This window comes from Cellulomonas wangsupingiae (genome assembly GCF_024508275.1).
GTDB lineage: Bacteria > Actinomycetota > Actinomycetes > Actinomycetales > Cellulomonadaceae > Cellulomonas > Cellulomonas wangsupingiae.
Map to the genome: position 1 here is coordinate 1271602 of NZ_CP101989.1, position 20622 is coordinate 1292223.

The following is a 20622-nucleotide window of genomic DNA, read 5'->3' on the forward strand; positions in this document are numbered from 1 at the left end:
CCCCGGCCGTCCGCACCGGTACCGTCGACGTCGACCCTGGTGAAAGGCCCCCCATGAGCACCCTGACGACCCCCTCGTCCGACACGTTCCAGATCCACCTCACCGACACCCCGGTGGCGGACGCCGAGCGGGCGGCCGCGCTGGCGTCCCCGCAGTTCGGGACGGTCTTCACCGACCACATGGCGCGCGTCTCCTGGACGCACGCCACCGGCTGGACCGGACGCCGGGTCGAGAAGTACGGTCCGCTGCTGCTCGACCCCGCGACCGCCGTCCTGCACTACGGGCAGGAGGTCTTCGAGGGCCTCAAGGCGTACCGGCACCCCGACGACAGCGTGTGGACGTTCCGCCCCGACGCGAACGCCGCCCGGTTCGCCCGCTCGGCCCGTCGTCTGGCCCTGCCCGAGCTGCCCGAGGCCGACTTCCTCGGGGCCATCCGAGCGCTGGTCGCCGTCGACCGCGAGTGGGTGCCGTCGGGGGAGGAGACGAGCCTGTACCTGCGCCCGTTCATGTACGCCTCCGAGCGCTTCCTCGGCGTGCGGCCGTCGCTCGAGGCGGAGTTCCTCGTCATCGCCTCGCCCGTGGGCCCGTACTTCGCGGGCGGCGTGAAGCCGGTGTCGATCTGGGTGTCGCAGGACTACCACCGCGCCGGCGCCGGCGGCACCGGCGCAGCGAAGTGCGGTGGCAACTACGCCGCGAGCCTGCTCCCGCAGCAGGAGGCGTACGCCAAGGGCTTCGAGCAGGTCTGCTTCCTCGACGACCGCACGAACACCCAGCTCGAGGAGCTCGGCGGCATGAACGTCGTCGTGGTCATGGCCGACGGCTCGGTCGTCACCCCGGCCCTGTCGGGGACGATCCTCGAGGGCGTCACGCGCTCGTCGATCCTCACGCTGCTCGCCGAGGGCGGGCACGAGGTCGCGGAGCGCCCTCTGCTGCTCGAGGACCTGCGCCGGGGCCTCGCGGACGGCAGCGTCACGGAGGTGTTCGCCTGCGGCACGGCCGCGGTGATGACGCCCATCGGACGGCTCGCGAGCGACGACTTCGACCTCGTCGTCGGTGACGGCACCGCCGGCCCGGTGACGACGCGCATCCGCGCCCAGCTCACCGACATCCAGTACGGGCGGGCCGCGGACCGGCACGGGTGGATGCACCGGCTCGTCTGACCGACCGGACGTGGACGAGGGGCGTGCGCACCGGGTGCACGCCCCTCGTCACGGCCCGTCAGGCGCTCACGCGGCGCACCGTCCAGCCGAGCACGCCGGTCAGCAGGGACCACACGGCGACGCCGATGAGCAGGTTGACGACGCCCGAGGCGACCGCCGAGGCGACGTCGTCGGTCCACGTCAGCGGCAGGAGCGTGGCCACGACCGTGGCCAGGCCGATGATCCAGCCGAAGAACGCGCGGGGGCGCGGCGTCGTCACGACCAGAAGCTGCAGCAGCGCGCCCGCCGCGACGGCGCTGAGGACCCCGCCGAGGATGTAGGCGCCCATGGCCGAGCCGGCGCCGAACGGGTCGCGGAACACCAGGTCGATGCGCAGGATCTGCTCCAGGACGATCACGCCGACGACGCCCACGAGCGCGGCCACCAGGGCGGTCGCCGCGACGCCCGCCCAGAACCTGCCCGTCTCGACCGTCAGGCGCGTCTCGGCCCGGCGCGCGACGCCGGGTGGTGCGGGGGAGGCGGGGGTCGCGGGTGCGGCGGGCGTCACGGGCGTCGCGGGCGCGGCGGGCGGCACCGCCGAGTACCTGCGGGTCGGCTCGTCGTCGGGCCTGCCGGAGGTGGGGATCGACATCGTCGGCTCCTGTCTCGCACGGGACGTCGGGACGCGCGGACGCGCGACGTCGCAGCACACGCTAGCCACTGGCCGCCCGTTCGGCACCGTTGTGTCCCGGTTCGTCGCTCCCGCTGCGGTGCGAACCACCCGTCCGCATGATGGACGGGGTGCCCTGTGCGGCCGTCCTGTGCCACCATCGCGTCTGTGACCCGCTTCACTCTCATCATCGCGTAGCGCGTCGGCCCACCAGCCGACGCGCAGACCTCCCGTATCCCGGGGGGTCTTTTTGTTGGTCCGGCTGTCCAGCAGGCACCACCCCCGCCTGTGCGACACGTCGACGAGGTACCGGCACCACCCCCGCCGGTCGCAGCCCATCCCGCCCCGCCGACGCACGCCAGCACCGCCCGAGGAGCCTTCATGACCGAGCCCACGCCGACCTCGTCGACGTTCCACGTCTACGACACCACGTTGCGCGACGGCGCCCAGCAGGAGGGCATCAACCTGTCGGTCGCCGACAAGCTGACGATCGCCCCGATGCTGGACGAGCTCGGTGTCGGGTTCATCGAGGGCGGCTGGCCGGGCGCCGTGCCCAAGGACACCGAGTTCTTCAAGCGCGCCGCCAAGGAGCTGGACCTGCGGCACGCCGAGCTCGCTGCGTTCGGCGCGACCCGCAAGGTGGGCGTCCGGGCGAACGACGACCCGCAGGTGCGCGCGCTGCTCGACTCCGAGGCCCCGGTCGTCACGCTCGTCGCCAAGAGCGACGTGCGGCACGTCGAGCGCGCGTTGCGGACGACGCCGGACGAGGGCCTCGCGATGATCGCCGACACCGTGGCCTTCCTCGTGCGCGAGGGGCGCCGGGTGTTCGTGGACGCGGAGCACTTCTTCGACGGCCACCGGTACGACGCGGACTTCGCCCGCCGGGCCGTGAGCGAGGCGTTCGGGGCGGGGGCCGAGGTCGTCGCGCTGTGCGACACGAACGGCGGCATGCTGCCCGACGAGGTGCGCCGGATCGTCCAGGACGTCCGCGCCGCCGTCGGCCCCGGCGCGCTGCTCGGCATCCACGCGCACAACGACTCCGGCTGCGCGGTCGCGAACACGCTCGCGGCCGTCGACGCGGGGTGCGCGCACGTGCAGGGCACGGTCAACGGGTACGGCGAGCGCACCGGGAACGCCGACCTGCTGTCCGTCGTCGCGAACCTCGAGCTCAAGCTGGGCCGGCGGGTGCTCGCCCGCGACGCCGATGCGACCGGAGGGCTCACCGAGCTCACGCGCATCGCGCACGCGATCAGCGAGATCACGAACATCTCGCCGTTCGCGCGGCAGCCGTACGTGGGGGCGAGCGCCTTCGCGCACAAGGCCGGCATCCACGCGTCGGCCATCAAGGTCGATCCCGACATGTACCAGCACACCGACCCGGCGCTCGTCGGCAACGACATGCGCATGCTCGTCTCGGACATGGCGGGCCGCGCGTCGATCGAGCTCAAGGGGCGCCAGCTCGGCATCGACCTCGCCGAGCACCCGGACGTGCTCTCGCGCGTCACCCACCGGGTCAAGGACGCCGAGGCGAACGGCTACACGTACGAGGCGGCCGACGCGTCCTTCGAGCTGCTGCTGGTGGAGGAGCTGGACGGCGCGCGGCCCGCGTACTTCCGCGTGGAGTCCTGGCGGGCGATCGTCGAGCGCAACGGGTCACGCGGAGCCGCGGCCACCGCGGAGGCGACCGTCAAGCTCCACGCGGGTGGCGAGCGCATCGTGCGGACAGGCGAGGGCAACGGACCGGTCAACGCGCTCGACCACGCCCTGCGCCTCGCGCTCGCGCGCGTCTACCCCGAGCTCGAGGAGTTCGAGCTCATCGACTTCAAGGTCCGCATCCTCGACCAGATGCACGGCACCGACGCGGTCACGCGCGTGCTGATCGAGACGACGGACGGGCAGACGTCGTGGAGCACGGTCGGCGTCGGGCCCAACGTCATCGAGGCGTCGTGGGAGGCGCTCACGGACTCCGCGATCTGGGGGCTGCGCCACCGGGGTGTACCGCCGCGCTGAGCCGCGGCGCGTCGAGCGGGTCGTCGCGCAGGGGGTGCGCGCACGGCCTAGCCTTCGGTGGTGGCATCGAGGCCATGCGAGGAAGGGAGCCACTGCGTGTCCGGCACCGCCCCCCAGCCCTCCCGCGCCCCCGGGACGCCCGAGACGGACGACGCGGGAGACGACTTCCCTGACCTGCGCCGACGCGGTGCGCGTGGTGGGTGGTGGCTGCTCGTGGTCGTCGTGGTCGCGGTCGTCGTGCTCCTCGTCACGCAGCCGTGGGCGGGCGACGAGCCCGTGCCCGTGCCCACGCCGAGCGTCGTGCCGGACGCGCCCACGCCGGAGACCGAGCCGAGCGCCGACCCGTCGGCGAGCAGCACGGCCGCGCCCGCCCCGGGGGCCGGCGCCGTCTTCGACGCCGCGACGGCTCCGTCCCTGTTCGTCACCGCGACGGACCTCGAGAACGACGTCCCGGCGGGCGCCGGCGTGACCCGGTCCGTGGAGCCCGGCACGAGCGCGTGGGGGCTGCCGGCCGGGACGAGCGTCGACCCCTCGTCCTGCACGGCAGCCGTGACGGTGCTCGAGGCGCCGCCCTCGGTCTACGACGCGACGTCCTGGGCGAACGACGAGCTGCGGTTCCAGCAGGACGTCGTCCTGCTGCCGGACGCGCAGACCGCGCGGGAGGCGTTCCGCGCGCTCGTGACGGTCGTCGACGAGTGCCCCCGCTACGCGCTGGTCGACGCCGCGGGCGACGGGACGACGTGGACCGCCGAACCGGCGCTCGAGGGGCAGAGCGTGTTCCCGGCGATCGTGCAGGACGTCACGGCGCAGACCGCGGGGGACACGACGCAGCAGACGACCGGGCACGTGCTGGTCGGCAACGCGATCCTCACGTGGACGGCGACCGCGCTGACGGCCGGCGACCGGGAGGCCGCGCGCGCCGTCGTCGGCCAGCCCGAGGACCTCACCGTCATGGTCGAGGAGCGGGCCCTCGCCGCGGTGCGCGCCCTGACCTGAGCGGCGCGGACGCCGCCGCAGCGCACCTAGGCTGGACGCGTGCACGGTGAGTACAAGGTTCCCGGGGGCAAGCTCGTCGTCGTCGACCTCGAGGTCGACGACGGGCTCCTGCGGGACGTGAGCCTGTCCGGCGACTTCTTCCTCGAGCCCGACGACGCGCTCGGCGTGCTGTCGTCCGCGCTCGACGGCGTGCCGGCCGACGCCGGCGTCGCCCAGCTCGTCCACGTCCTCGACGACGCGCTGCGGCTCGCGCTCGACCAGGGCCGGATCGGCGGGCCCGTCGCCATGGTGGGCTTCGACACCCGGGCGGTCGCGCTCGCCGTGCGGCGCGCCCTGGGCCTGTCGACCGCGTGGACGGACCACGAGTTCGCGCTGCTCCACCCGGGGCCGATGCCGCCGGCCATGCACACCGCGCTCGACCAGGTGCTCACCGAGGAGCTCGACGCGGGCCGGCGGGGCCCGACGCTGCGCTTCTGGGAGTGGGAGGAGCCGGCCGTCGTCATCGGCTCGTTCCAGTCGCTGCGCAACGAGGTGGACCTCGAGGCCGCCGAGCGGCACGGCGTGACGGTCGTGCGGCGCATCTCCGGCGGCGGGGCGATGTTCATGGAGGCGGGCAACTGCATCACGTTCTCGCTGGTGGTGCCCGGGTCGCTGGTCGACGGGATGTCGTTCGAGGACTCGTACGCGTTCCTCAACCAGTGGGTGCTCGGCGCCCTCGCCGACGTCGGCGTCACCGCGACCACGACGGGGCTGAACGACATCTCGTCAGCCGCGGGCAAGCTCGCCGGCTCCGCCCAGAAGCGCCTCGCCGGCGGTGCCGTCCTGCACCACGTGACGATGGCCTACGACATCGACGCCGACAAGATGCTCGAGGTCCTGCGGGTCGGGCGCGAGAAGCTCTCCGACAAGGGGACCCGCTCGGCGAACAAGCGGGTGGACCCCGTCCGCTCGCAGACCCACCTGCCCCGCGAGCAGGTCATCGAGGCGTTCGTCGCGCACTTCCGGTCGCGGTACCGGACGGTCGACGACGAGCTGCGTCCGGACGAGCTCCAGCGCGCGCGTGAGCTCGTGGCCACCAAGTTCACCGACCCGGCGTGGACCGCGCGCGTCCCCTGACCTGCGCCGTCGGTCGCGCGTCACGGGAGCGCCTGCGCGTCAGCGCGGCCAGGTGACCACGACGACCAGCGCGCAGCACCCGAGCAGCAGGAGCGCTGCGGCGCACGCGGCGACCAGCCGACCGCCCGGGTCGCGGCGCACGGTCCCCTCGGCGGCGTCGAGGGTCGCCGCCGCGCGCCCGTGCACGCCCGTGCGACGGCGTCGTGCGGCGCGCAGGAGGACGACGGCGAGCGTCGTGCCCGCCGCCGTCACCGCCCACGCGGACGCCCCCCACGTCTCAGCCAGCAGCCGCCCGGCGGCCACCGAGCCCGCCACCAGCCCGAGCGCGGTGCGCCGCCACGCGAGCGCGGTGCGCTCGGCGGCGAGACCCGCCGGCGCGGTCATGCGCGCAGCAGTCCGACGAGGACCAGCACGCCGGCGACCCCGACGCCGGCGACGAGGAGGACGAAGCCGACCGGGGCGGGCAACGGGTCGCCGCGGCGCATCGCCCGCTCGGTGCTGACCCACCCCCACCAGGCGACCGCCGGTGCCAGGGTGCCGAGGACGACGAGCACCACCGCCGCGGCGAGCCGCAGGCCGGGCTCGACGGGCAGGGCGAGGGCCTCGAGCGCCACGCCGCCGGCGAGCAGCGCCAGCCCGGTGCGCGCCCACGCGAGGAACGTGCGCTCGTTGGCCAGCGAGAACCGCGCGTCGGGCTCGGTCCCGACGTCGTACACCCACCGCGGGAACCTGCGGCCGGGCGGGGTCCTGTCGGGGCTCATGGGCTCATCCTCCCCACCGCCGGGTCCCCGCGTCGTCACCCGGCCGCGCCCGGGGCCGGACGCGCCCCGAACACCGCCGTCCCGACGCGCACGACCGTCGCGCCCTCCGCGACGGCGGCCTCGAGGTCCGAGCTCATGCCCATCGAGAGGCCGCGCGCGTCACGCGTCCCGGGCGCCCCCGAGCCCACCACCTCGTCACGGACGGCGCGCAGCCGCGCGAAGCCGGCGCGGACCACGTGCTCGTCGGCGCTGCGGGCGCCGATCGTCATGAAGCCGGCGAGGCGCAGGCCCGGCAGGGCGGCGACGTCCGTCGCGAGCTCCGCCGCGGCGCCGGGCGGCACCCCGTGCTTGGTCGGCTCGCCCGACACGTTGACCTGGACCCACACGTCGAGCGGGACGCCCCGGTCCCGCACCCGCTGCGACAGGCGCACCGCCAGGGAATGGTCGGCGACGGACTCCACACCCGCTGCCCACCGCAGGGCGGCGTTCACCTTGTTGGACTGCAGCGGGCCGATCACGTGCCAGGTCGGGGAGAGGTCCGCCAGGTCCGGAGCCTTGGCGACGAGCTCCTGCACGCGGTTCTCGCCCAGCAGCACCGGGGCGGTCGGTGACCCGGCGGCCCGCAGGCGGGCGTCGGCCAGCAGCGCGGCCCGCACGACGGCGACGTCCATCGTCTTGGTCGCGAGCAGGACGCGGACCTCGCCCGGGCCGCGCCCGACCGCGGCGCACGCCGCCCCGACGCGCTCGTGCACCTGCTCCAGCCGCTGTGCGACGTCCGTGCTGCTCACGACTACCGACCGTACCGGCACCCGTGACGCGTCGACGCACCGGACCGCGTCGCGGGGGCCGGACGCCGGCCGCCCCGCTCGCCCGTGTGGCGGACACGGCGGCACGGGACGCATGCTGGCCGCATGGAGGGGTGCACCGGCAAGCTGCTCGTCGCGACGCCCGGGCTGCTGGACGACAGCTTCCGGCGCAGCGTCGTCCTGGTGCTCGAGCACACCGACGAGGGCGCGCTCGGCGTCGTCCTCGACCGGCCGCTGGACCTGGACGCGACCTCCGTGCTGCCGCAGTGGCAGGCGCATCTCAGCGCGCCTGGGCGCCTGTTCCAGGGCGGTCCCGTCGCACGGGACACCGCGCTCGCGCTCGCGGACGTCGCGGGCGCGGACGCGCCCCTGGGGGTGCGGCCGCTCGACGACCGGCTCGGTGTGGTCGACCTCGACGCGCCGCCGGCACTGGTCGTCGACGCCGTGCGCGGCCTGCGGGTGTTCATCGGGTACGCCGGGTGGGCCGCGGGCCAGCTCGACGCGGAGATCGAGACGGGCGGGTGGTTCGTCGTCGACCACGAGCCCGGTGACGTGTTCACGTCCGACCCCCGGGGCCTCTGGCGCCGGGTGCTGCGCCGGCAGCCCGGTGACCTCGCGCTGCTGTCGACGGCCCCGGACGACGTGTCGCTCAACTGACTCTCGGGGTCGGGTCCGGGCCTTCCCGGATGTCGCCGGCCCGCGGTGCCGTGGGACCGTTGACCCGTGAAGACCTTGCTGAACGTCATCTGGCTCGTGTTCGCCGGTGCGTGGCTCGCGCTCGGCTACGTCGCCGCGGGCATCGTCTGCTGCGTGCTGATCGTCACCATCCCGTTCGGCATCGCGTCGTTCCGGATCGCGAGCTACGTGCTGTGGCCGTTCGGGCGGACGGTCGTCGACAAGCCGACCGCGGGCGCGTGGTCGACGATCGGCAACGTGATCTGGGTGCTGGTGGCGGGCATCTGGCTCGCGATCGGGCACGTCGCGACCGCGATCCCGCTGTTCGTCTCCATCATCGGCATCCCGATGGGCATCGCGAACCTCAAGCTCATCCCCGTCTCCCTGGTGCCCCTGGGCAAGGAGATCGTGCCGACGGACCGCGCCTTCGCGGCGTACGGGCGCTGACGGGCGTCAGTCCCGCGCGACGTCCGCCACGACCGCGTCGGTGAGCCGCACCAGGTCGTCCGGTGCGAGCTCGACGTCCAGCCCGCGTCGGCCGCCGGAGACCAGGACGGTGTCGAACAACCACACGGTCTCGTCGACGACGGTGGGCAGGCGGGTGCGCTGACCGAGAGGCGAGATGCCGCCGACGACGTACCCGGTGGCGCGCTCGGCGGCGTGGGCGTCGGCCATGACGGCGCGCTTGCCCCCGACCGCCGCGGCGAGCGCCTTGAGGTCCAGCCTGCCGGTGACGGGCACGACGGCGACGGTCAGCGCGCCGTCGACGTCGGCCACGAGCGTCTTGAAGACCTGCTCGGGCGGCACGCCCAGCACGTGCGCCGCCTCCAGGCCGTAGCCCAGGTCGCTCGCGGGGTCGTGCGCGTAGGTCCGGGCCGTGTGCGGGACACCGGCCTCCGTGAGCGCCACGAGCGCGGGGGTCCCGGCGCCCGGGCGTGCGTCCTTCCTGGCCACCTGCCCAGGGTAGGCGTCAGAGGTGGACGCCGACGCCGGCGCCCACGCCGAACGTCACGGCCATCGCCAGCGAGCCGCCCAGCACGTTGCGCAGCACCGAGCGTCCGGGCGAAGCACCGGTGAACCGCGAGGACGCCCAGCCCGTCAGGACGAGCGCGACCACGACCGAGGCGAACGTCACCGGCACCCGGGCCGTGACGGACCAGGGCGCGAGCACGACGAGCAGCGGGATGACGCCGCCCACGGTGAAGGCGAGGAGCGACGCGAGCGCCGCGTGCCACGGGTTGGTGAACTCCTCACCCGCGTCGCCGACGGGCCTGCCCGCGGCGGCGGCGACGCGCTCGGCGTCGCGCTGGCTGCTGACCGACACGTACTCGCCCGAGGCCATCGACAGGGCGCCCGCGACGAGCGCGGCCCCGCCGGCCAGCGCGATCGTCGACGTCGACGCGGCGGCTCCCGCGACACCCACGACGGTGGCCGCGACCGACACGATGCCGTCGTTCGCTCCCAGGACGCCGGCGCGCAGCCAGTTGAGACCGGCGTTCGACACCCCCGGACGCCTGCCGCGGAGCAGCGCGCCGAGGCGGCGGCGGTGCTCCGTGGTCGTGGTCATGACTCCACGATAGGCACGGGTGCGGCACCTGTCATCGCAGGAAAGCCTGCCCTGACCTGCGCAGACACAGGTTTGCCTACCCTCCGGTGGTGACAGTGCAATCCAGTCCGGGCCCCCCGCGTGGTGGTGAGAGTGCACTCCAGTTCGGGCACCCCCGCGCGGTGGTGACAGTGCGATCCAGTCCGGGCCCCCCGCGTGGTGGTGAGAGTGCGATCCAGTTCGGGCGCGCCTTCTGTTGGGCGGTGAGAGTGCGATCCAGTTCGCTGGGGTGACTGGATTGCACTCTCGCGGGGGGAGGGGGTGACTGGATTGCACTCTCGCCGGGGGGGGGGGGGGGGGGGGGGGGTGGGGTGGGAGAGGGATTCGGGGCGGGGGCGGGTCAGAGAGGGCCGACCGTCAGGATGCGGAGGCGGACCTCGCCGGCCTCGTCGGAGGCCGCCAGGTCGACGAGGGCGTCGATGCGCCAGTCGTGGTCGCCGGCCGGGTCGTCGAGGACCTGGCGGACGTGCCACGTGCCGGCCGCCGGGCCGTGCGCGTCGGCGGCCGTCCCCGGCGTGACCTGGAAGAGCGCCGGGCCGCGGGCGGCGGGGCCGGTGCCGATCTCGTCGTGGACGTCGAAGTACGGCTCGATCGCGTCGGCCCAGCGGTCGGCGTCCCACGGCTCACCCTCGCCGTCCACGTCACCCAGCGCGGCCAGCGCGCCCCACCGCTCACGTGCGGCGAGCTCGACGCGGCGGAACATCGCCCCGCGCACGAGCGCCCGGAACACCCGGGGATCCGCGGTCACGGGGGGCGGTGGCGCGTCTGCGGTGCCGTCGGTGTCCGGCTCGACGTCGGCGGTCGGGTCGGCCAGGCGCTCCCACTCGTCGAGCAGGCTCGAGTCGGTGCGCCGCACGAGGTCGCCCAGCCATGCGATGAGCTCCTCGAGCTCCTCGGTGCGGCGGTCCTCCGGGACGGTGCGGCGCAGCGCGCGGTACGCGTCGGCGAGGTAGCGCAGCAGGACGCCCTCGGTGCGGTCCAGCGAGTACAGCTGCACGTACTCCGCGAACGTGGCGGCGCGCTCGTGCATCTCGCGGACGACCGACTTCGGCGACAGCGTGAGGTCCGCGACCCACGGGTTCGTGCGCCGGTACGTGGCGAACGTGGCCTCGAGCAGCTCGGCCAGCGGGCGGGGGTAGGTCACCCCTTCCAGCAGCGCCATGCGCTCGTCGTACTCCAGGCCCTCGGCCTTCATGGCCGCGACGGCCTCGCCGCGCGCCTTGTTCTCCTGCGCGGCGAGCACCTGCCGCGGGTCGTCGAGGGTCGCCTCGATGACGGAGACGACGTCGTGGGCGTACCCCGGGTCCGCGGGGTCCAGCAGGTCGAGCGCGGCGTAGGCGAACGGCGACAGGGCCTGGTCGAGCGCGAACGTCGACGGGAGGTCGGCCACGAGCTGCACGGTCCGCCGGCGGCCCTTGGGTGCGGCGGGGTCGTCGACCCAGGGGCGCTCGACGACGCCGCCCGCGCGCAGCGACCGGTACACGTCCACGGCCCGCCGCACGTGCCGCGACCGGGCACCCTCGGGCTCGTGGTTGTCGGTGAGCAGGTGCGTCATGACGGCGACGGGGTCGCCGCGCCCGTCACGGCCGCGCTGCAGCACGTGCAGGACCATCGCGTGCGACACCTGGAAGCTCGACGTCAGCGGCTCGGGCGGGGCGTCGCGCAGGCGCTCGAACGTCTTGTCGGTCCAGTTGACGTGACCCGACGGCGCCTGCTTGCGGACGATCTTCTTCTGCTTGCGCGGGTCGTCGCCGGCCTTCGCCAGCGCCCTGCGGTTCTCGATGACGTGGTCGGGCGCCTGGACGACGACCTCGCCCATCGTGTCGAACCCGGCGCGCCCGGCACGCCCGGCGATCTGGTGGAACTCGCGGGCCGTCAGGTGCCGCATGCGCACGCCGTCGTACTTCACCAGGCTCGTCAGGACGACCGTGCGGATCGGGACGTTGATGCCCACGCCGAGCGTGTCGGTCCCGCACACGACCGGCAGCAGGCCCTTCTGCGTGAGGCGCTCCACGACGCGGCGGTACTTGGGCAGCATGCCCGCGTGGTGCACCCCGACGCCGTGGCGCAGCAGGCGCGACAGGGTCTTGCCGAAGCCCGGGCCGAACCGGAAGCCGCCGAGCTCGGCGGCGATGGCGTCGCGCTGCTCGCGGCTCGCCAGCGGCGTCGAGAGCAGTGACTGCGCCCGCTCGACCGCCTCCTTCTGCGTGAAGTGCACGACGTACACCGGTGCGCGCCGAGTCCTCACGAGCTCGTCGAGCAGCTCGTGCAGCGGCTCGACCGAGTACGAGAACGTCAGGGGCACGGGGCGCTCGGCGTTCGCGATGACCGCGACGTCGCGCTTCGTGCGGCGCGTGAGGTCCTCGGCGAAGAACGTGACGTCCCCGAGGGTCGCCGACATCAGGAGGAACTGGGTGCGCGTCAGCTCGATCAGGGGGATCTGCCAGGCCCAGCCGCGCTGCGGGTCGGCGTAGTAGTGGAACTCGTCCATGACGACGAGGTCGACGTCGGCGTCGGGGCCGTCGCGCAGCGCCTGGTTCGCGAGGATCTCCGAGGTGCAGCACACGATCGGGGCGCCGGGGTTGATGGCCGAGTCGCCCGTCATCATCCCGACGTTGGCCGATCCGAAGACGTCCACCAGCGCGAAGAACTTCTCGCTGACCAGCGCCTTGATCGGCGCGGTGTAGTAGGAGCGACGCCCCTGGGCGAACGCGACCGCGTGCGCGGCGACGCCGGCGAGCGACTTGCCCGAGCCGGTCGGCGTCGACAGGATCACGTGGTTGTCGCTCACCAGCTCCAGGAGCGCCTCCTCCTGGTGGGGGTACAGCGTCAGACCCTGGTCCGCCGCCCAGGACGTGAAGGCCTCGTACAGCGCGTCCGGGTCGTGCGCGGCGTCACCGGTGGGCAGGCGGTCGGTCAGGGGGGCGTCGGGCACCGGGCGATCCTCGCACGCGAGGCAGTGGACGGCAGGCGACCGGACCTCACGAGGCGTCCCACAGCAGCCGGTAGTAGGCGATGCGCTCGGCGTCGGGCTCGACCCCGTACGCGGCGTAGACGTGACCGTCGTAGCCGGGCCCGTAGTTCCACTCCGTGCTCCACGCGGCGACCGCCAGGTCCGCCCAGCGGTCCGCGACGCCGAGCCGACCGAGGTCGACGTGGGCGGCCCACGTGCCGTCGTCGCCGATGAGCGTGTTGGGGGCGCACGCGTCACCGTGGCACACCACGAGCTCGTCGGCCGGGGGCGGCTCGAGCAGGCGCGCGCGTGCCTCGTCGGCGCTCAGGGCCCGGTGCTCGGGCGACCAGGCCGCCGGGGTGTCCCCGGCGGCGAGGTGCTCCAGGGCGCGCTCGACGCGGGAGCGTGCGGACCAGTCGAACGGGCAGTCGCCCACCGGCAGGGCGTCGTGCAGCGCGCGCAGGCCGGCGCCGATCGCCGTGGCGGCCTCGGCCGGGCGGTGCGACCACGGGGGGACCACCGCGCTGCGGGCGTCCACGGCGGCGGTCACGAGCCAGGTCCCGTCGTCGTCGGCACCCAGGCCGAGCACCTCGGGCACGGGGGTGAACGGCGCCGCCCAGGCCAGCCGGCGCGCCTCGGCCGCGAGGTCGAGCCCGGGGACGTCCACAGGGACCCACTTGACGTACCGGCCCCGCCCCACGCGGAACGTCACGCCGCCGAGCTGGTTGCGCCACACCGCCTCGACGGGCGAGCCGCCGGCGAGCGCCGCGACGGCCGGCGGGACGGGCACGTGGTCCCGCGGGATCTCGGGGGGGACGATGTGCTCGGTGGCGGCGTCGGACACGGGCAGATCCTCTCACCCGGCTCCGGCGCCGGGGCCGCCCCGCGGGCGCGTGGGTGCGTCCGGGCCGCGCGACCATCCGGGCGGAAGTGTCCGGATCGTCGGGTACGGTGCCTGACCTGCGGTTGTGTGACGTAGATGGACCATTACGCACCCGTAACCTACGCACGCGTAAGTTACGATCAGGTCATGACGACACCCTCTTCCGAGCACACGGACCTTCCTGCGGCCTGGCCGCACGGTGTCCCGCGCGACGTCGAGATCCCCGACGAGCCGCTCACCGCGCTCCTCGACCGCGCCGTGCGGGACCACGCCGACCGCGTCGCCGTCGACTTCCTCGGCCGCGCGACCACGTACCGGCAGCTCGCCGACCTGGTCGACCGCGGTGCGCGCGTGCTGCACGAGCTCGGGGTGGGCGCGGGCGACCGCGTCGCGCTCGTCATGCCGAACTGCACGGCGCACGTCGTCGCGTTCTGGGCCACGCTGCGGCTCGGCGCCGTCGTCGTCGAGCACAACCCGACGTACACGGCCGAGGAGCTGGCCCACCAGCTCGCCGACTCCGGTGCGACGGTCGCCCTCGTCTGGGAGCAGGCCGTCCCGCGGGTGCTCGAGGCCAAGGACCGCACCGACCTGCGGCACGTCGTCGCCGTGGACCTCTCGGCCGACCTGCCGCGCACGTCCCGCTGGGCGCTGAAGCTGCCCGTCGCCAAGGCGCGCGAGACCCGAGCGGCCATGCGCGGGCCCGTGCCCGCCGACGTCCCGCACTGGGACCGCCTCGTGCGGGCGGCCGTGCCGTACCTCGTGCCGACCCGTCCCTCCTCCGGTGACGTCGCGCTGCTGCAGTACACCGGCGGCACCACCGGCACGCCCAAGGCGGCCGTGCTGACCCACCGCAACCTCGTGGCGAACTCGCTGCAGGGCACGACGTGGACCCAGGCCGCCCCCGGCACCGAGGTCGTCTACGCGGTCCTGCCGTTCTTCCACGCGTTCGGCCTGACCCTGTGCCTCGTGTACTCGGTCCGCATCGCCGCGACGATCGTCGTGCTGCCGTCGTTCGACCCGGAGCGCGTCCTCGCGGCCCAGCGTCGCCGCCCCGGCACGTTCCTGCCCGCCGTGCCGCCCATGCTCGAGCGCCTCGCGGTCGCCGCCGAGAAGGCCGGCGCCGACCTCACGTCGTTCCGGTACTCGATCAGCGGCGCCATGGCCCTGCCGCGGGCGACCGCCGAGCGCTGGGAGCGGGTCACGGGCGGCATCGTGGCCGAGGGGTACGGGATGACCGAGACGTCGCCCGTCGCGCTCGGCAACCCCCTGAGCAAGGACCGCCGGCCGGGCTCGCTCGGCCTGCCCTTCCCGTCGACGCGTGTGCGCATCGTCGACCAGGACGACCCGACGCGCGACGTCGCGCCGGGCGAGCAGGGCGAGCTCCTCATCTCCGGCCCGCAGGTCTTCCAGGGCTACTGGAAGCGCCCGGAGGAGACGGCGCACCAGCTGCTCGAAGGTGGCTGGCTGCGCACCGGTGACGTCGTGCGCATGGAGGACGACGGGATGATCGTCCTCCTGGACCGCATGAAGGAGATGATCGTCACCGGCGGCTTCAAGGTGTACCCCTCGCAGGTCGAGGACCACCTGCGCGGCATGCCGGGCGTGCGCGACGTCGCCGTGGTCGGCGAGCCCGCGGGCGACATGGGCGAGCACGTCGTCGCGGCCGTCGTGCTGGACGACGACGCGCGAGGTGTCGACCTGGCGTCGGTGCGCGAGTGGTGCGAGACCCGGCTGGCCCGGTACGCGCTGCCCCGCCGGCTCGTCGTGCTCAAGGACCTGCCGCGCTCGCAGGTGGGCAAGGTGCTGCGTCGCGTCGTGCGCGACGAGCTCTGACGAGGCCTGACAGAGACGCGACCTCGTGGCACGCGCGGAGCGCGGCGAGGAGGTCGTGATCGCGCGCGCCGGACGCCCCGCCGTCCGGCTCGTTCCTGTGGCGACGCGCGAGCGCACGTTCGGCACGATGCGCCTGACCGTCCCCGACGAGTTCTTCGAGCCGCTCGCCGAGGACGAGCTGGCGGCCTGGGAGTGACCGCCCACCTCCTGGACACGCACGTCCTGCTCTGGCTGCCCGGTGATCCCGAGCGGGTGGCGCCGGACGTGCGGACGCGTCTCGCGGATCCGGTCGTCGACCTGCTCGTCTCGGCCGCGTCGGCCCTCGAGGTCGCGACGAAGCAGCGGCTCGGCAGTCTCGGCGCAGGCGAGCTCGTCGACACGTGGGGGCGGCGGGTGGCGGAGATCGGCGCGGCTGCTGGTCGCCCGGGCGGTCGTGGAGAACGCGACGCTCGTCACGCAGGACGCCGCGATCGGTGCGTTCGGCCGGGCGCGGGTGCTGGCGTGGTGATGCGCGCCAGTAGCGTGTGCCCGTGAGCGAGACCGAGGACCAGCCGCGCGTGGAGATGTGGACCGACGGCGCCTGCAAGGGCAACCCGGGCGTCGGGGGCTGGGGCGCGTGGATGCGCTTCGGCGACCAGGAGAAGGAGCTCTGGGGCGGCGAGGCCGCGACCACCAACAACCGCATGGAGCTCACGGCCGTGATCGAAGGGCTGCGCGCCCTGCGCCGGCCGTGCCTCGTGACGCTGCACGTCGACTCGACGTACGTCATGAACGGGCTCACCAAGTGGCTGCCGGGCTGGAAGCGCAACGGCTGGCTCACGGGGGAGAAGAAGCCCGTGAAGAACAAGGAGCTGTGGCAGGCGCTCGACACCGAGGTGCAGCGCCACCACGTCACGTGGGTGTGGGTGAAGGGGCACGCGGGGGACCCGGGCAACGAGCGGGCGGACGCGCTGGCCAACCGGGGCGTGGACGACGTGCGGGCGGGGTCGACGGCCGGGCGCTGACGCACCGGCGCGCCGACCCCGGCGGCGTCAGCCCTCGACGGGCGTCCACCGTGCGTCGTCGGCCGCGGACCGCTCGACGGCGTCCAGCACCCGCTGCACCTGCAGGCCGTCCGCGAACGTGGGTGCCGGGTGCGCGCCCGCCGCGATGCCCTCGACGAGGTCGACGACCTGGTGGGTGAACGCGTGCTCGTAGCCCAGGCCGTGGCCGGTGGGCCACCAGCTGCCCGTGTACGGGTGCTCGGGCTCGGTGACGTACACCCGCCGGAACCCCTGCAGGCCCGCGGGGTCGTGCGCGTCGTACACGTGCAGGACGTTCATGTCCTCGAAGTCGAACGCGAGCGACCCGTCCGTGCCGTTGATCTCGACGCGGATGGCGTTGCGCCGGCCGAGCGCGAAGCGCGTCGCCTCGAACAGCGCAAGCCCGCCGCCGGACAGCCGCGACGTGAACACCGCGGCGTCGTCGACCGTCACCGGGCCGGTCGCGCCGCCGGCGTCCCCGACGCCCGACAGCCCGTCGAACGACGACGCCACCGGGCGCTCCTCGACGAACGTCGCGAGCTGCGCCGACACACCGGTCAGGTGCTCGCCGGTGATGAACTGCACGAGGTCGATCACGTGCGCACCGATGTCCCCGAGGGAGCCCGACCCGGCCTTCGCCTTGTCGAGGCGCCACGACAGCGGCGTCGCGGGGTCGGAGAGCCAGTCCTGCAGGTACAGGCCGCGTGCGTGCCGCACCGTGCCGATGCGGCCCTCGGCGACGAGCCGGCGTGCCAGCGCGATCGCCGGGACCCGGCGGTAGGAGTAGCCGACCATCGCCACCTGGTCCGGTGCCGCCTGCGCGGCCGCCACCATCGCCTCGGCCTCGGCCACGGAGTTGGCCAGCGGCTTCTCGCACAGCACGTGCTTGCCGGCCTGCAGCGCCGCGATCGCGATCTCGGCGTGCGTGTCGCCCGGGGTGCAGATGTCGACGAGGTCGACGTCGTCACGGGCGAGCAGCTCGCGCCAGTCGGTGGTCGACGTGCGCCAGCCGAGGCGCTCCGCGGCGGCGGCCGTGCGCTGCGCGTCCCGCCCGGCGACCACGGCGAGGTCGGGACGCAGCGGCAGGTCGAAGAACCGGGGTGCGGTCTGCCAGGCGTGCGAGTGGGCCAGACCCATGAACGCGTGGCCGACCATGCCGACGCCGAGCCGCGGCGCGGTCACGAGGCGGCCCGGGTGCGCGGGGCGGACGGGGCCATGTCGGGTCTCCCGGGGGTCGTGAGGTCGGCGAGCGGGACGAGCGGCGGGACCTCGCACGTGCTGGTGACCTCCAGCCTGGTGCGCTCGTCGGCGGCGCGCAGGACGGTCTCCATCGTGTCGAGCACGTGCAGGGCGACGTCGGCGGCCGCGCGCGTGGTGCGGCGGTCCGCGCTGCGGGCGGCGTCGACGAGCCCGGCCCCGCGCCCGGCGTTCACGTACCCGGCCGACGGCGGCAGGGTCCGCCACTCGCCTCCGCGGGCGTGGACGCGCACGTCCCCCTCGAAGCGGTTGGGGTCGGGGACGAGCAGGGAGCCCTCCTCGCCGTGCACCTCGATCGGGCGGGCGAGGGACGCGGGGGCGTCGAAGCTCATGAGCAGCGTCGTGACGGCCCCGGACGCGTGCTCGACGAGCGCGGTCACGTGCGTCGCGACGTCGACGGGCACGAGCTCGCCGGCGCGCGGGCCCTGACCGATCGTGCGGTGCGAGCGCGGCCGGGTGGCCACGCCCTGGACCGCGGTGACCGGGCCGAGCAGGTGCACGAGCGTCGTCAGGTAGTACGGGCCCATGTCGAGCAGCGGCCCACCGCCCGGCGCGTAGTAGAAGTCCGGCTGCGGGTGCCAGGCCTCGTGACCGCCGCAGGCCATCGTGGCCGTCGCGGCGACCGGGCGGCCGATGGCGCCGGACTCGACGGCGGCTCGGGCGGTCTGGACGCCCGTGCCGAGCACGGTGTCCGGCGCGCCCCCGAGGGCGACGCCGGCCGCGGCGGCGGCGTCCACCACCCGCTGCGCGTCCGCGACGGTCGCGCAGAACGGCTTCTCGTTGTAGACGGACCGGCCGTGCGCGACCGCCGCGAGGGCGACCTCCTCGTGCGCGGCGGGCGTCGTCAGGTCCAGGACCCACTCGACGTCGTCGTGCGCGAGCAGGTCCGGCAGGTCGAGCGCCCGGACGCCGTGCTGCGCGGCCGTCGCGTCGGCGCGCGCGCGGTCGAGGTCCGCGACGGCGACGATCTCCAGGTCGGGCGTCGTCGCGGCCGTCGTGAGGTAGGCGTTCGAGATGACGCCGCAGCCGACGACACCGACCCTCAACGGCTCGCCCACACCATGCTCCTCTCGATCATCGTGCGGACGCTGGGGTGCTCGAGGACGTCGAGGCTGTGGCCGGGCGTGACGACGCAGATGCGCCCCTCGCCCCACTGCCGGGTCCAGACGGCCGGGCACGTGATGGTGCGGTGCCAGGGGTGCCACGGCGGCGCCGGGTGCGTCGTGGTGGCCAGCACGTCGTTGAGGTCGTCCGTGAGCACCCAGTACTGCTCGGTCGTGAGCTCGAACGACCCGATCCCCGCGGTGACCGGGTGGTCGGCGGCGGCGGGCAGCATGTCGACCGTGTACGGCAGGTAGTTGTCGGACTGGTCGCCGTGGCACTCGTCGGGGTGCTTGGAGGGGTGGGTGGCGAACTGCCCGCCGATGAGCTGCAGGTAGTCGGAGCTGTTGCGGAACGAGTCGGCGATGCCGCCGTGCCAGCCGACCAGGCCGGTGCCGGCCGCGACGGCCTTGCGGAGCCCGGCGACGGCCGCGCCGGACGCCTCGCCCATCGTGTAGCACTGCACGACGAGGTCGACGTCGGCCATCGCGTCCTCGGCGTAGACCTCGGGGGTGTCGACGACCCGGACCGTGTGGCCCGTGGCCTCGAGATGGGGGAGGAACATGTCCGTCGCGGCGACGGGCGCGTGCCCGTCCCAGCCGCCCCGGACCACCAGAGCCTGCTTCACGTGGAGCCTTCCGTGGGGATCTCGCGTCGGTGAGAGATCGATCTCTCACGACGCTACCCGCTCGCGGCTGGGACCGCCAGGACGTCAGACGGACTCGCGCACCGTGAGCGTCGTCGGCAGCACCACGTGCTGCGGTGCGGCGCCGGGGTCGCGCAGCAGGTCGAGCACGAGCTCCGCCGCCCGGGCCCCCAGCTCGCGCAGCGGCTGGCGCACCGACGTCAGCGGCGGCTCGCACGTCTCGGCCACCACGGTGTCGTCGAACCCGACGACCGACACGTCGTCAGGCACCCGGCGGCCGCCGGCCTCGAGCACCCGCAGCGCACCCAGCGCCATGAGGTCCGAGCCGGCGAAGAGCCCGTCGACGCCCGGGTCGCGCCGCAGCACGGATGCCGCGGCCGAGGCTCCCGACGACATCGAGAACGACCCGTGCGCCACGGGGCCCGGTGCCACGCCCCACGCGGCGAGCTCGTCGCGGAACCCCGCCGCGCGCGCGTCGGAAGGGGCGTACCCGGCGGGTCCCGCGATCATCGCCAGGCGGCGCCGGCCGGCCTCCAGCAAGGCCCGCGCGGCGAGTCGTCCACCCCCGTAGTGGTCACTGTCCACCGAGGTCAGGGCGTCGTCCATCGCGGCCGTCGGGCGTCCGACGAACACCACGGGCACGGGCAGGTCGCCCAGCTCCGCGAAGAGCGGCTCGGACTCGCGCTGCAGCACCACGACCGCGGCGTCGACGTGGCCGGCGGCGAGGTAGCCGAGCAGGGGCGTGCGGTCGCGGCCGTCGTCCAGCAGCAGCACCGGCTGCACGGACCGCGCGAACAGCACGGCGGTCGCCCCGCGCAGCGGTGCGCCCACGAAGGGTCCGCCCTGCCCCTCCAGCTCGCTGCTCGGTGCGACGAGCGCGACCGAGCCCGTCGCGCCGCTGCGCAGCGCACGCGCCGCGGGGTGGGCGCGGTAGTCGAGCTCGGCCGCCGCCGCGCGCACCCGCCGGACGAGGTCGGCGGCGACGTTCGCCTGCCCGGCGAGCGCCCGCGAGGCGGTCGCGCGCGACACGCCCGCCGCGCGTGCGACGTCGAGCAGCGTGGGACGCGCCGACGGGCTCATGGGGGCATGGTGCCACGGCACCAGGCCGCCGGGGCAGGCGGAGATCGATCTCCCCGGCACGTGACGCA

At 74.6% G+C, this 20622-nt stretch carries 22 protein-coding genes; 10 read left to right on the forward strand and 12 right to left on the reverse strand.

Annotated features, from left to right (window positions below; genetic code table 11):
* Positions 1 to 53 precede the first annotated feature (53 nt).
* Positions 54 to 1160, forward strand: coding sequence for a branched-chain amino acid aminotransferase (locus NP075_RS05910; RefSeq protein ID WP_227564575.1), 1107 nt, complete (start codon positions 54 to 56; stop codon positions 1158 to 1160).
* 58 nt (positions 1161 to 1218) lie between these two features.
* On the opposite strand, the gene NP075_RS05915 is transcribed toward NP075_RS05910, so the two are convergent.
* Positions 1219 to 1791 (reverse strand): DUF6069 family protein, encoded by a 573-nt coding sequence (locus NP075_RS05915; RefSeq protein WP_227564574.1) that lies wholly within the window; start codon positions 1789 to 1791, stop codon positions 1219 to 1221.
* A 399-nt stretch (positions 1792 to 2190) separates the two neighbouring features.
* Here NP075_RS05915 and cimA point away from each other — a divergent pair, with 399 nt between their 5' ends.
* The 3 genes from cimA (at position 2191) to lplAB (ending at position 5931) form a co-directional block, all read left to right on the forward strand.
* Entirely contained in the window at positions 2191 to 3819 is a 1629-nt protein-coding gene (gene cimA / locus NP075_RS05920) for a citramalate synthase (protein ID WP_227564573.1), read from the forward strand.
* A gap of 96 nt (positions 3820 to 3915) precedes the next feature.
* Complete coding sequence (locus NP075_RS05925) at positions 3916 to 4815, forward strand: hypothetical protein (protein WP_227564572.1); 900 nt, start codon at positions 3916 to 3918, stop codon at positions 4813 to 4815.
* A gap of 39 nt (positions 4816 to 4854) precedes the next feature.
* Complete coding sequence (lplAB, locus tag NP075_RS05930; RefSeq protein ID WP_256791552.1) at positions 4855 to 5931, forward strand: lipoate-protein ligase LplAB; 1077 nt, start codon at positions 4855 to 4857, stop codon at positions 5929 to 5931.
* Positions 5932 to 5970: 39 nt separating this feature from the next.
* On the opposite strand, the gene NP075_RS05935 is transcribed toward lplAB, so the two are convergent.
* Genes NP075_RS05935 through NP075_RS05945 form a run of 3 tightly spaced genes read right to left on the reverse strand, consistent with a single transcriptional unit; the run spans position 5971 to position 7480 of the window.
* Entirely contained in the window at positions 5971 to 6315 is a 345-nt protein-coding gene (locus NP075_RS05935) for a DUF202 domain-containing protein (protein ID WP_227564570.1), read from the reverse strand.
* Positions 6312 to 6692: a YidH family protein gene (locus NP075_RS05940; RefSeq protein ID WP_227564569.1), complete on the reverse strand. Its 381-nt coding sequence runs from the start codon at positions 6690 to 6692 to the stop codon at positions 6312 to 6314. Before NP075_RS05940 ends, NP075_RS05935 begins: the two co-directional genes overlap by 4 nt.
* 35 nt (positions 6693 to 6727) lie before the next feature.
* Positions 6728 to 7480, reverse strand: a complete 753-nt coding sequence (locus NP075_RS05945) for a YggS family pyridoxal phosphate-dependent enzyme (RefSeq protein ID WP_227564568.1) — start codon at positions 7478 to 7480, stop codon at positions 6728 to 6730.
* Between the two features lie 123 nt (positions 7481 to 7603).
* Here NP075_RS05945 and NP075_RS05950 point away from each other — a divergent pair, with 123 nt between their 5' ends.
* Positions 7604 to 8155 carry a YqgE/AlgH family protein gene (locus NP075_RS05950; RefSeq protein WP_227564567.1) on the forward strand — a complete coding sequence of 184 codons (552 nt, stop codon included), beginning with the start codon at positions 7604 to 7606 and terminating at the stop codon, positions 8153 to 8155.
* A gap of 66 nt (positions 8156 to 8221) precedes the next feature.
* Complete coding sequence (locus tag NP075_RS05955) at positions 8222 to 8620, forward strand: YccF domain-containing protein (protein WP_227564566.1); 399 nt, start codon at positions 8222 to 8224, stop codon at positions 8618 to 8620.
* Positions 8621 to 8626: 6 nt separating this feature from the next.
* On the opposite strand, the gene ybaK is transcribed toward NP075_RS05955, so the two are convergent.
* The 4 genes from ybaK to NP075_RS05975 form a co-directional block, all read right to left on the reverse strand.
* Positions 8627 to 9127 carry a Cys-tRNA(Pro) deacylase gene (gene ybaK, locus NP075_RS05960; RefSeq protein ID WP_227564565.1) on the reverse strand — a complete coding sequence of 167 codons (501 nt, stop codon included), beginning with the start codon at positions 9125 to 9127 and terminating at the stop codon, positions 8627 to 8629.
* Positions 9128 to 9143: 16 nt separating this feature from the next.
* Positions 9144 to 9740 (reverse strand): VIT1/CCC1 transporter family protein, encoded by a 597-nt coding sequence (locus NP075_RS05965; protein ID WP_227564564.1) that lies wholly within the window; start codon positions 9738 to 9740, stop codon positions 9144 to 9146.
* A gap of 379 nt (positions 9741 to 10119) precedes the next feature.
* The gene (locus NP075_RS05970) at positions 10120 to 12714 is read right to left on the reverse strand and encodes a DEAD/DEAH box helicase (RefSeq protein ID WP_227564563.1); all 2595 of its coding nucleotides are present in this window, start codon (positions 12712 to 12714) and stop codon (positions 10120 to 10122) included.
* Between the two features lie 46 nt (positions 12715 to 12760).
* Complete coding sequence (locus tag NP075_RS05975; RefSeq protein ID WP_227564562.1) at positions 12761 to 13576, reverse strand: aminoglycoside 3'-phosphotransferase; 816 nt, start codon at positions 13574 to 13576, stop codon at positions 12761 to 12763.
* 186 nt (positions 13577 to 13762) lie between these two features.
* On the opposite strand from NP075_RS05975, the gene NP075_RS05980 reads away from it, so the two are divergent.
* From NP075_RS05980 to rnhA, 4 genes are read left to right on the forward strand one after another with little or no spacing between them, the layout of a single operon-like run.
* Positions 13763 to 15448 carry an AMP-binding protein gene (locus NP075_RS05980; protein ID WP_227564561.1) on the forward strand — a complete coding sequence of 562 codons (1686 nt, stop codon included), beginning with the start codon at positions 13763 to 13765 and terminating at the stop codon, positions 15446 to 15448.
* 25 nt (positions 15449 to 15473) lie between these two features.
* Positions 15474 to 15644, forward strand: a complete 171-nt coding sequence (locus NP075_RS05985) for a type II toxin-antitoxin system Phd/YefM family antitoxin (RefSeq protein ID WP_227564560.1) — start codon at positions 15474 to 15476, stop codon at positions 15642 to 15644.
* Entirely contained in the window at positions 15641 to 15982 is a 342-nt protein-coding gene (locus tag NP075_RS05990) for a PIN domain-containing protein (protein ID WP_227564559.1), read from the forward strand. Before NP075_RS05985 ends, NP075_RS05990 begins: the two co-directional genes overlap by 4 nt.
* Before the next feature lie 29 nt (positions 15983 to 16011).
* Positions 16012 to 16452 (forward strand): ribonuclease HI, encoded by a 441-nt coding sequence (rnhA, locus tag NP075_RS05995; protein ID WP_227564642.1) that lies wholly within the window; start codon positions 16012 to 16014, stop codon positions 16450 to 16452.
* 27 nt (positions 16453 to 16479) lie between these two features.
* On the opposite strand, the gene NP075_RS06000 is transcribed toward rnhA, so the two are convergent.
* The 4 genes from NP075_RS06000 to NP075_RS06015 form a co-directional block, all read right to left on the reverse strand.
* A complete protein-coding gene (locus NP075_RS06000; RefSeq protein ID WP_227564641.1) occupies positions 16480 to 17625 on the reverse strand; it encodes a Gfo/Idh/MocA family protein in 1146 nt (381 codons plus the stop codon).
* Between the two features lie 23 nt (positions 17626 to 17648).
* On the reverse strand, positions 17649 to 18785 hold the full coding sequence (locus NP075_RS06005) for a Gfo/Idh/MocA family protein (RefSeq protein WP_227564558.1): 1137 nt from the start codon (positions 18783 to 18785) through the stop codon (positions 17649 to 17651).
* Entirely contained in the window at positions 18770 to 19456 is a 687-nt protein-coding gene (locus NP075_RS06010; protein ID WP_227564557.1) for a ThuA domain-containing protein, read from the reverse strand. The genes NP075_RS06005 and NP075_RS06010 overlap by 16 nt, the downstream gene beginning before the upstream one ends.
* Before the next feature lie 84 nt (positions 19457 to 19540).
* Entirely contained in the window at positions 19541 to 20554 is a 1014-nt protein-coding gene (locus NP075_RS06015) for a LacI family DNA-binding transcriptional regulator (RefSeq protein WP_227564556.1), read from the reverse strand.
* Positions 20555 to 20622 lie beyond the last annotated feature (68 nt).

Excerpts from the sequence above, each read along its gene's own strand:
- NP075_RS05910 (WP_227564575.1), top strand. The coding sequence starts at position 54 with ATGAGCACCCTGACGACCCCCTCGTCCGACACGTTCCAGATCCACCTC.
- NP075_RS05915 (WP_227564574.1), bottom strand. The coding sequence starts at position 1,791 with ATGTCGATCCCCACCTCCGGCAGGCCCGACGACGAGCCGACCCGCAGG.
- cimA (WP_227564573.1), top strand. The coding sequence starts at position 2,191 with ATGACCGAGCCCACGCCGACCTCGTCGACGTTCCACGTCTACGACACC.
- NP075_RS05935 (WP_227564570.1), bottom strand. The coding sequence starts at position 6,315 with ATGACCGCGCCGGCGGGTCTCGCCGCCGAGCGCACCGCGCTCGCGTGG.
- NP075_RS05940 (WP_227564569.1), bottom strand. The coding sequence starts at position 6,692 with ATGAGCCCCGACAGGACCCCGCCCGGCCGCAGGTTCCCGCGGTGGGTG.
- NP075_RS05950 (WP_227564567.1), top strand. The coding sequence starts at position 7,604 with ATGGAGGGGTGCACCGGCAAGCTGCTCGTCGCGACGCCCGGGCTGCTG.
- NP075_RS05965 (WP_227564564.1), bottom strand. The coding sequence starts at position 9,740 with ATGACCACGACCACGGAGCACCGCCGCCGCCTCGGCGCGCTGCTCCGC.
- NP075_RS05980 (WP_227564561.1), top strand. The coding sequence starts at position 13,763 with ATGACGACACCCTCTTCCGAGCACACGGACCTTCCTGCGGCCTGGCCG.
- rnhA (WP_227564642.1), top strand. The coding sequence starts at position 16,012 with ATGTGGACCGACGGCGCCTGCAAGGGCAACCCGGGCGTCGGGGGCTGG.
- NP075_RS06000 (WP_227564641.1), bottom strand. The coding sequence starts at position 17,625 with ATGGTCGGCCACGCGTTCATGGGTCTGGCCCACTCGCACGCCTGGCAG.
- NP075_RS06015 (WP_227564556.1), bottom strand. The coding sequence starts at position 20,554 with ATGAGCCCGTCGGCGCGTCCCACGCTGCTCGACGTCGCACGCGCGGCG.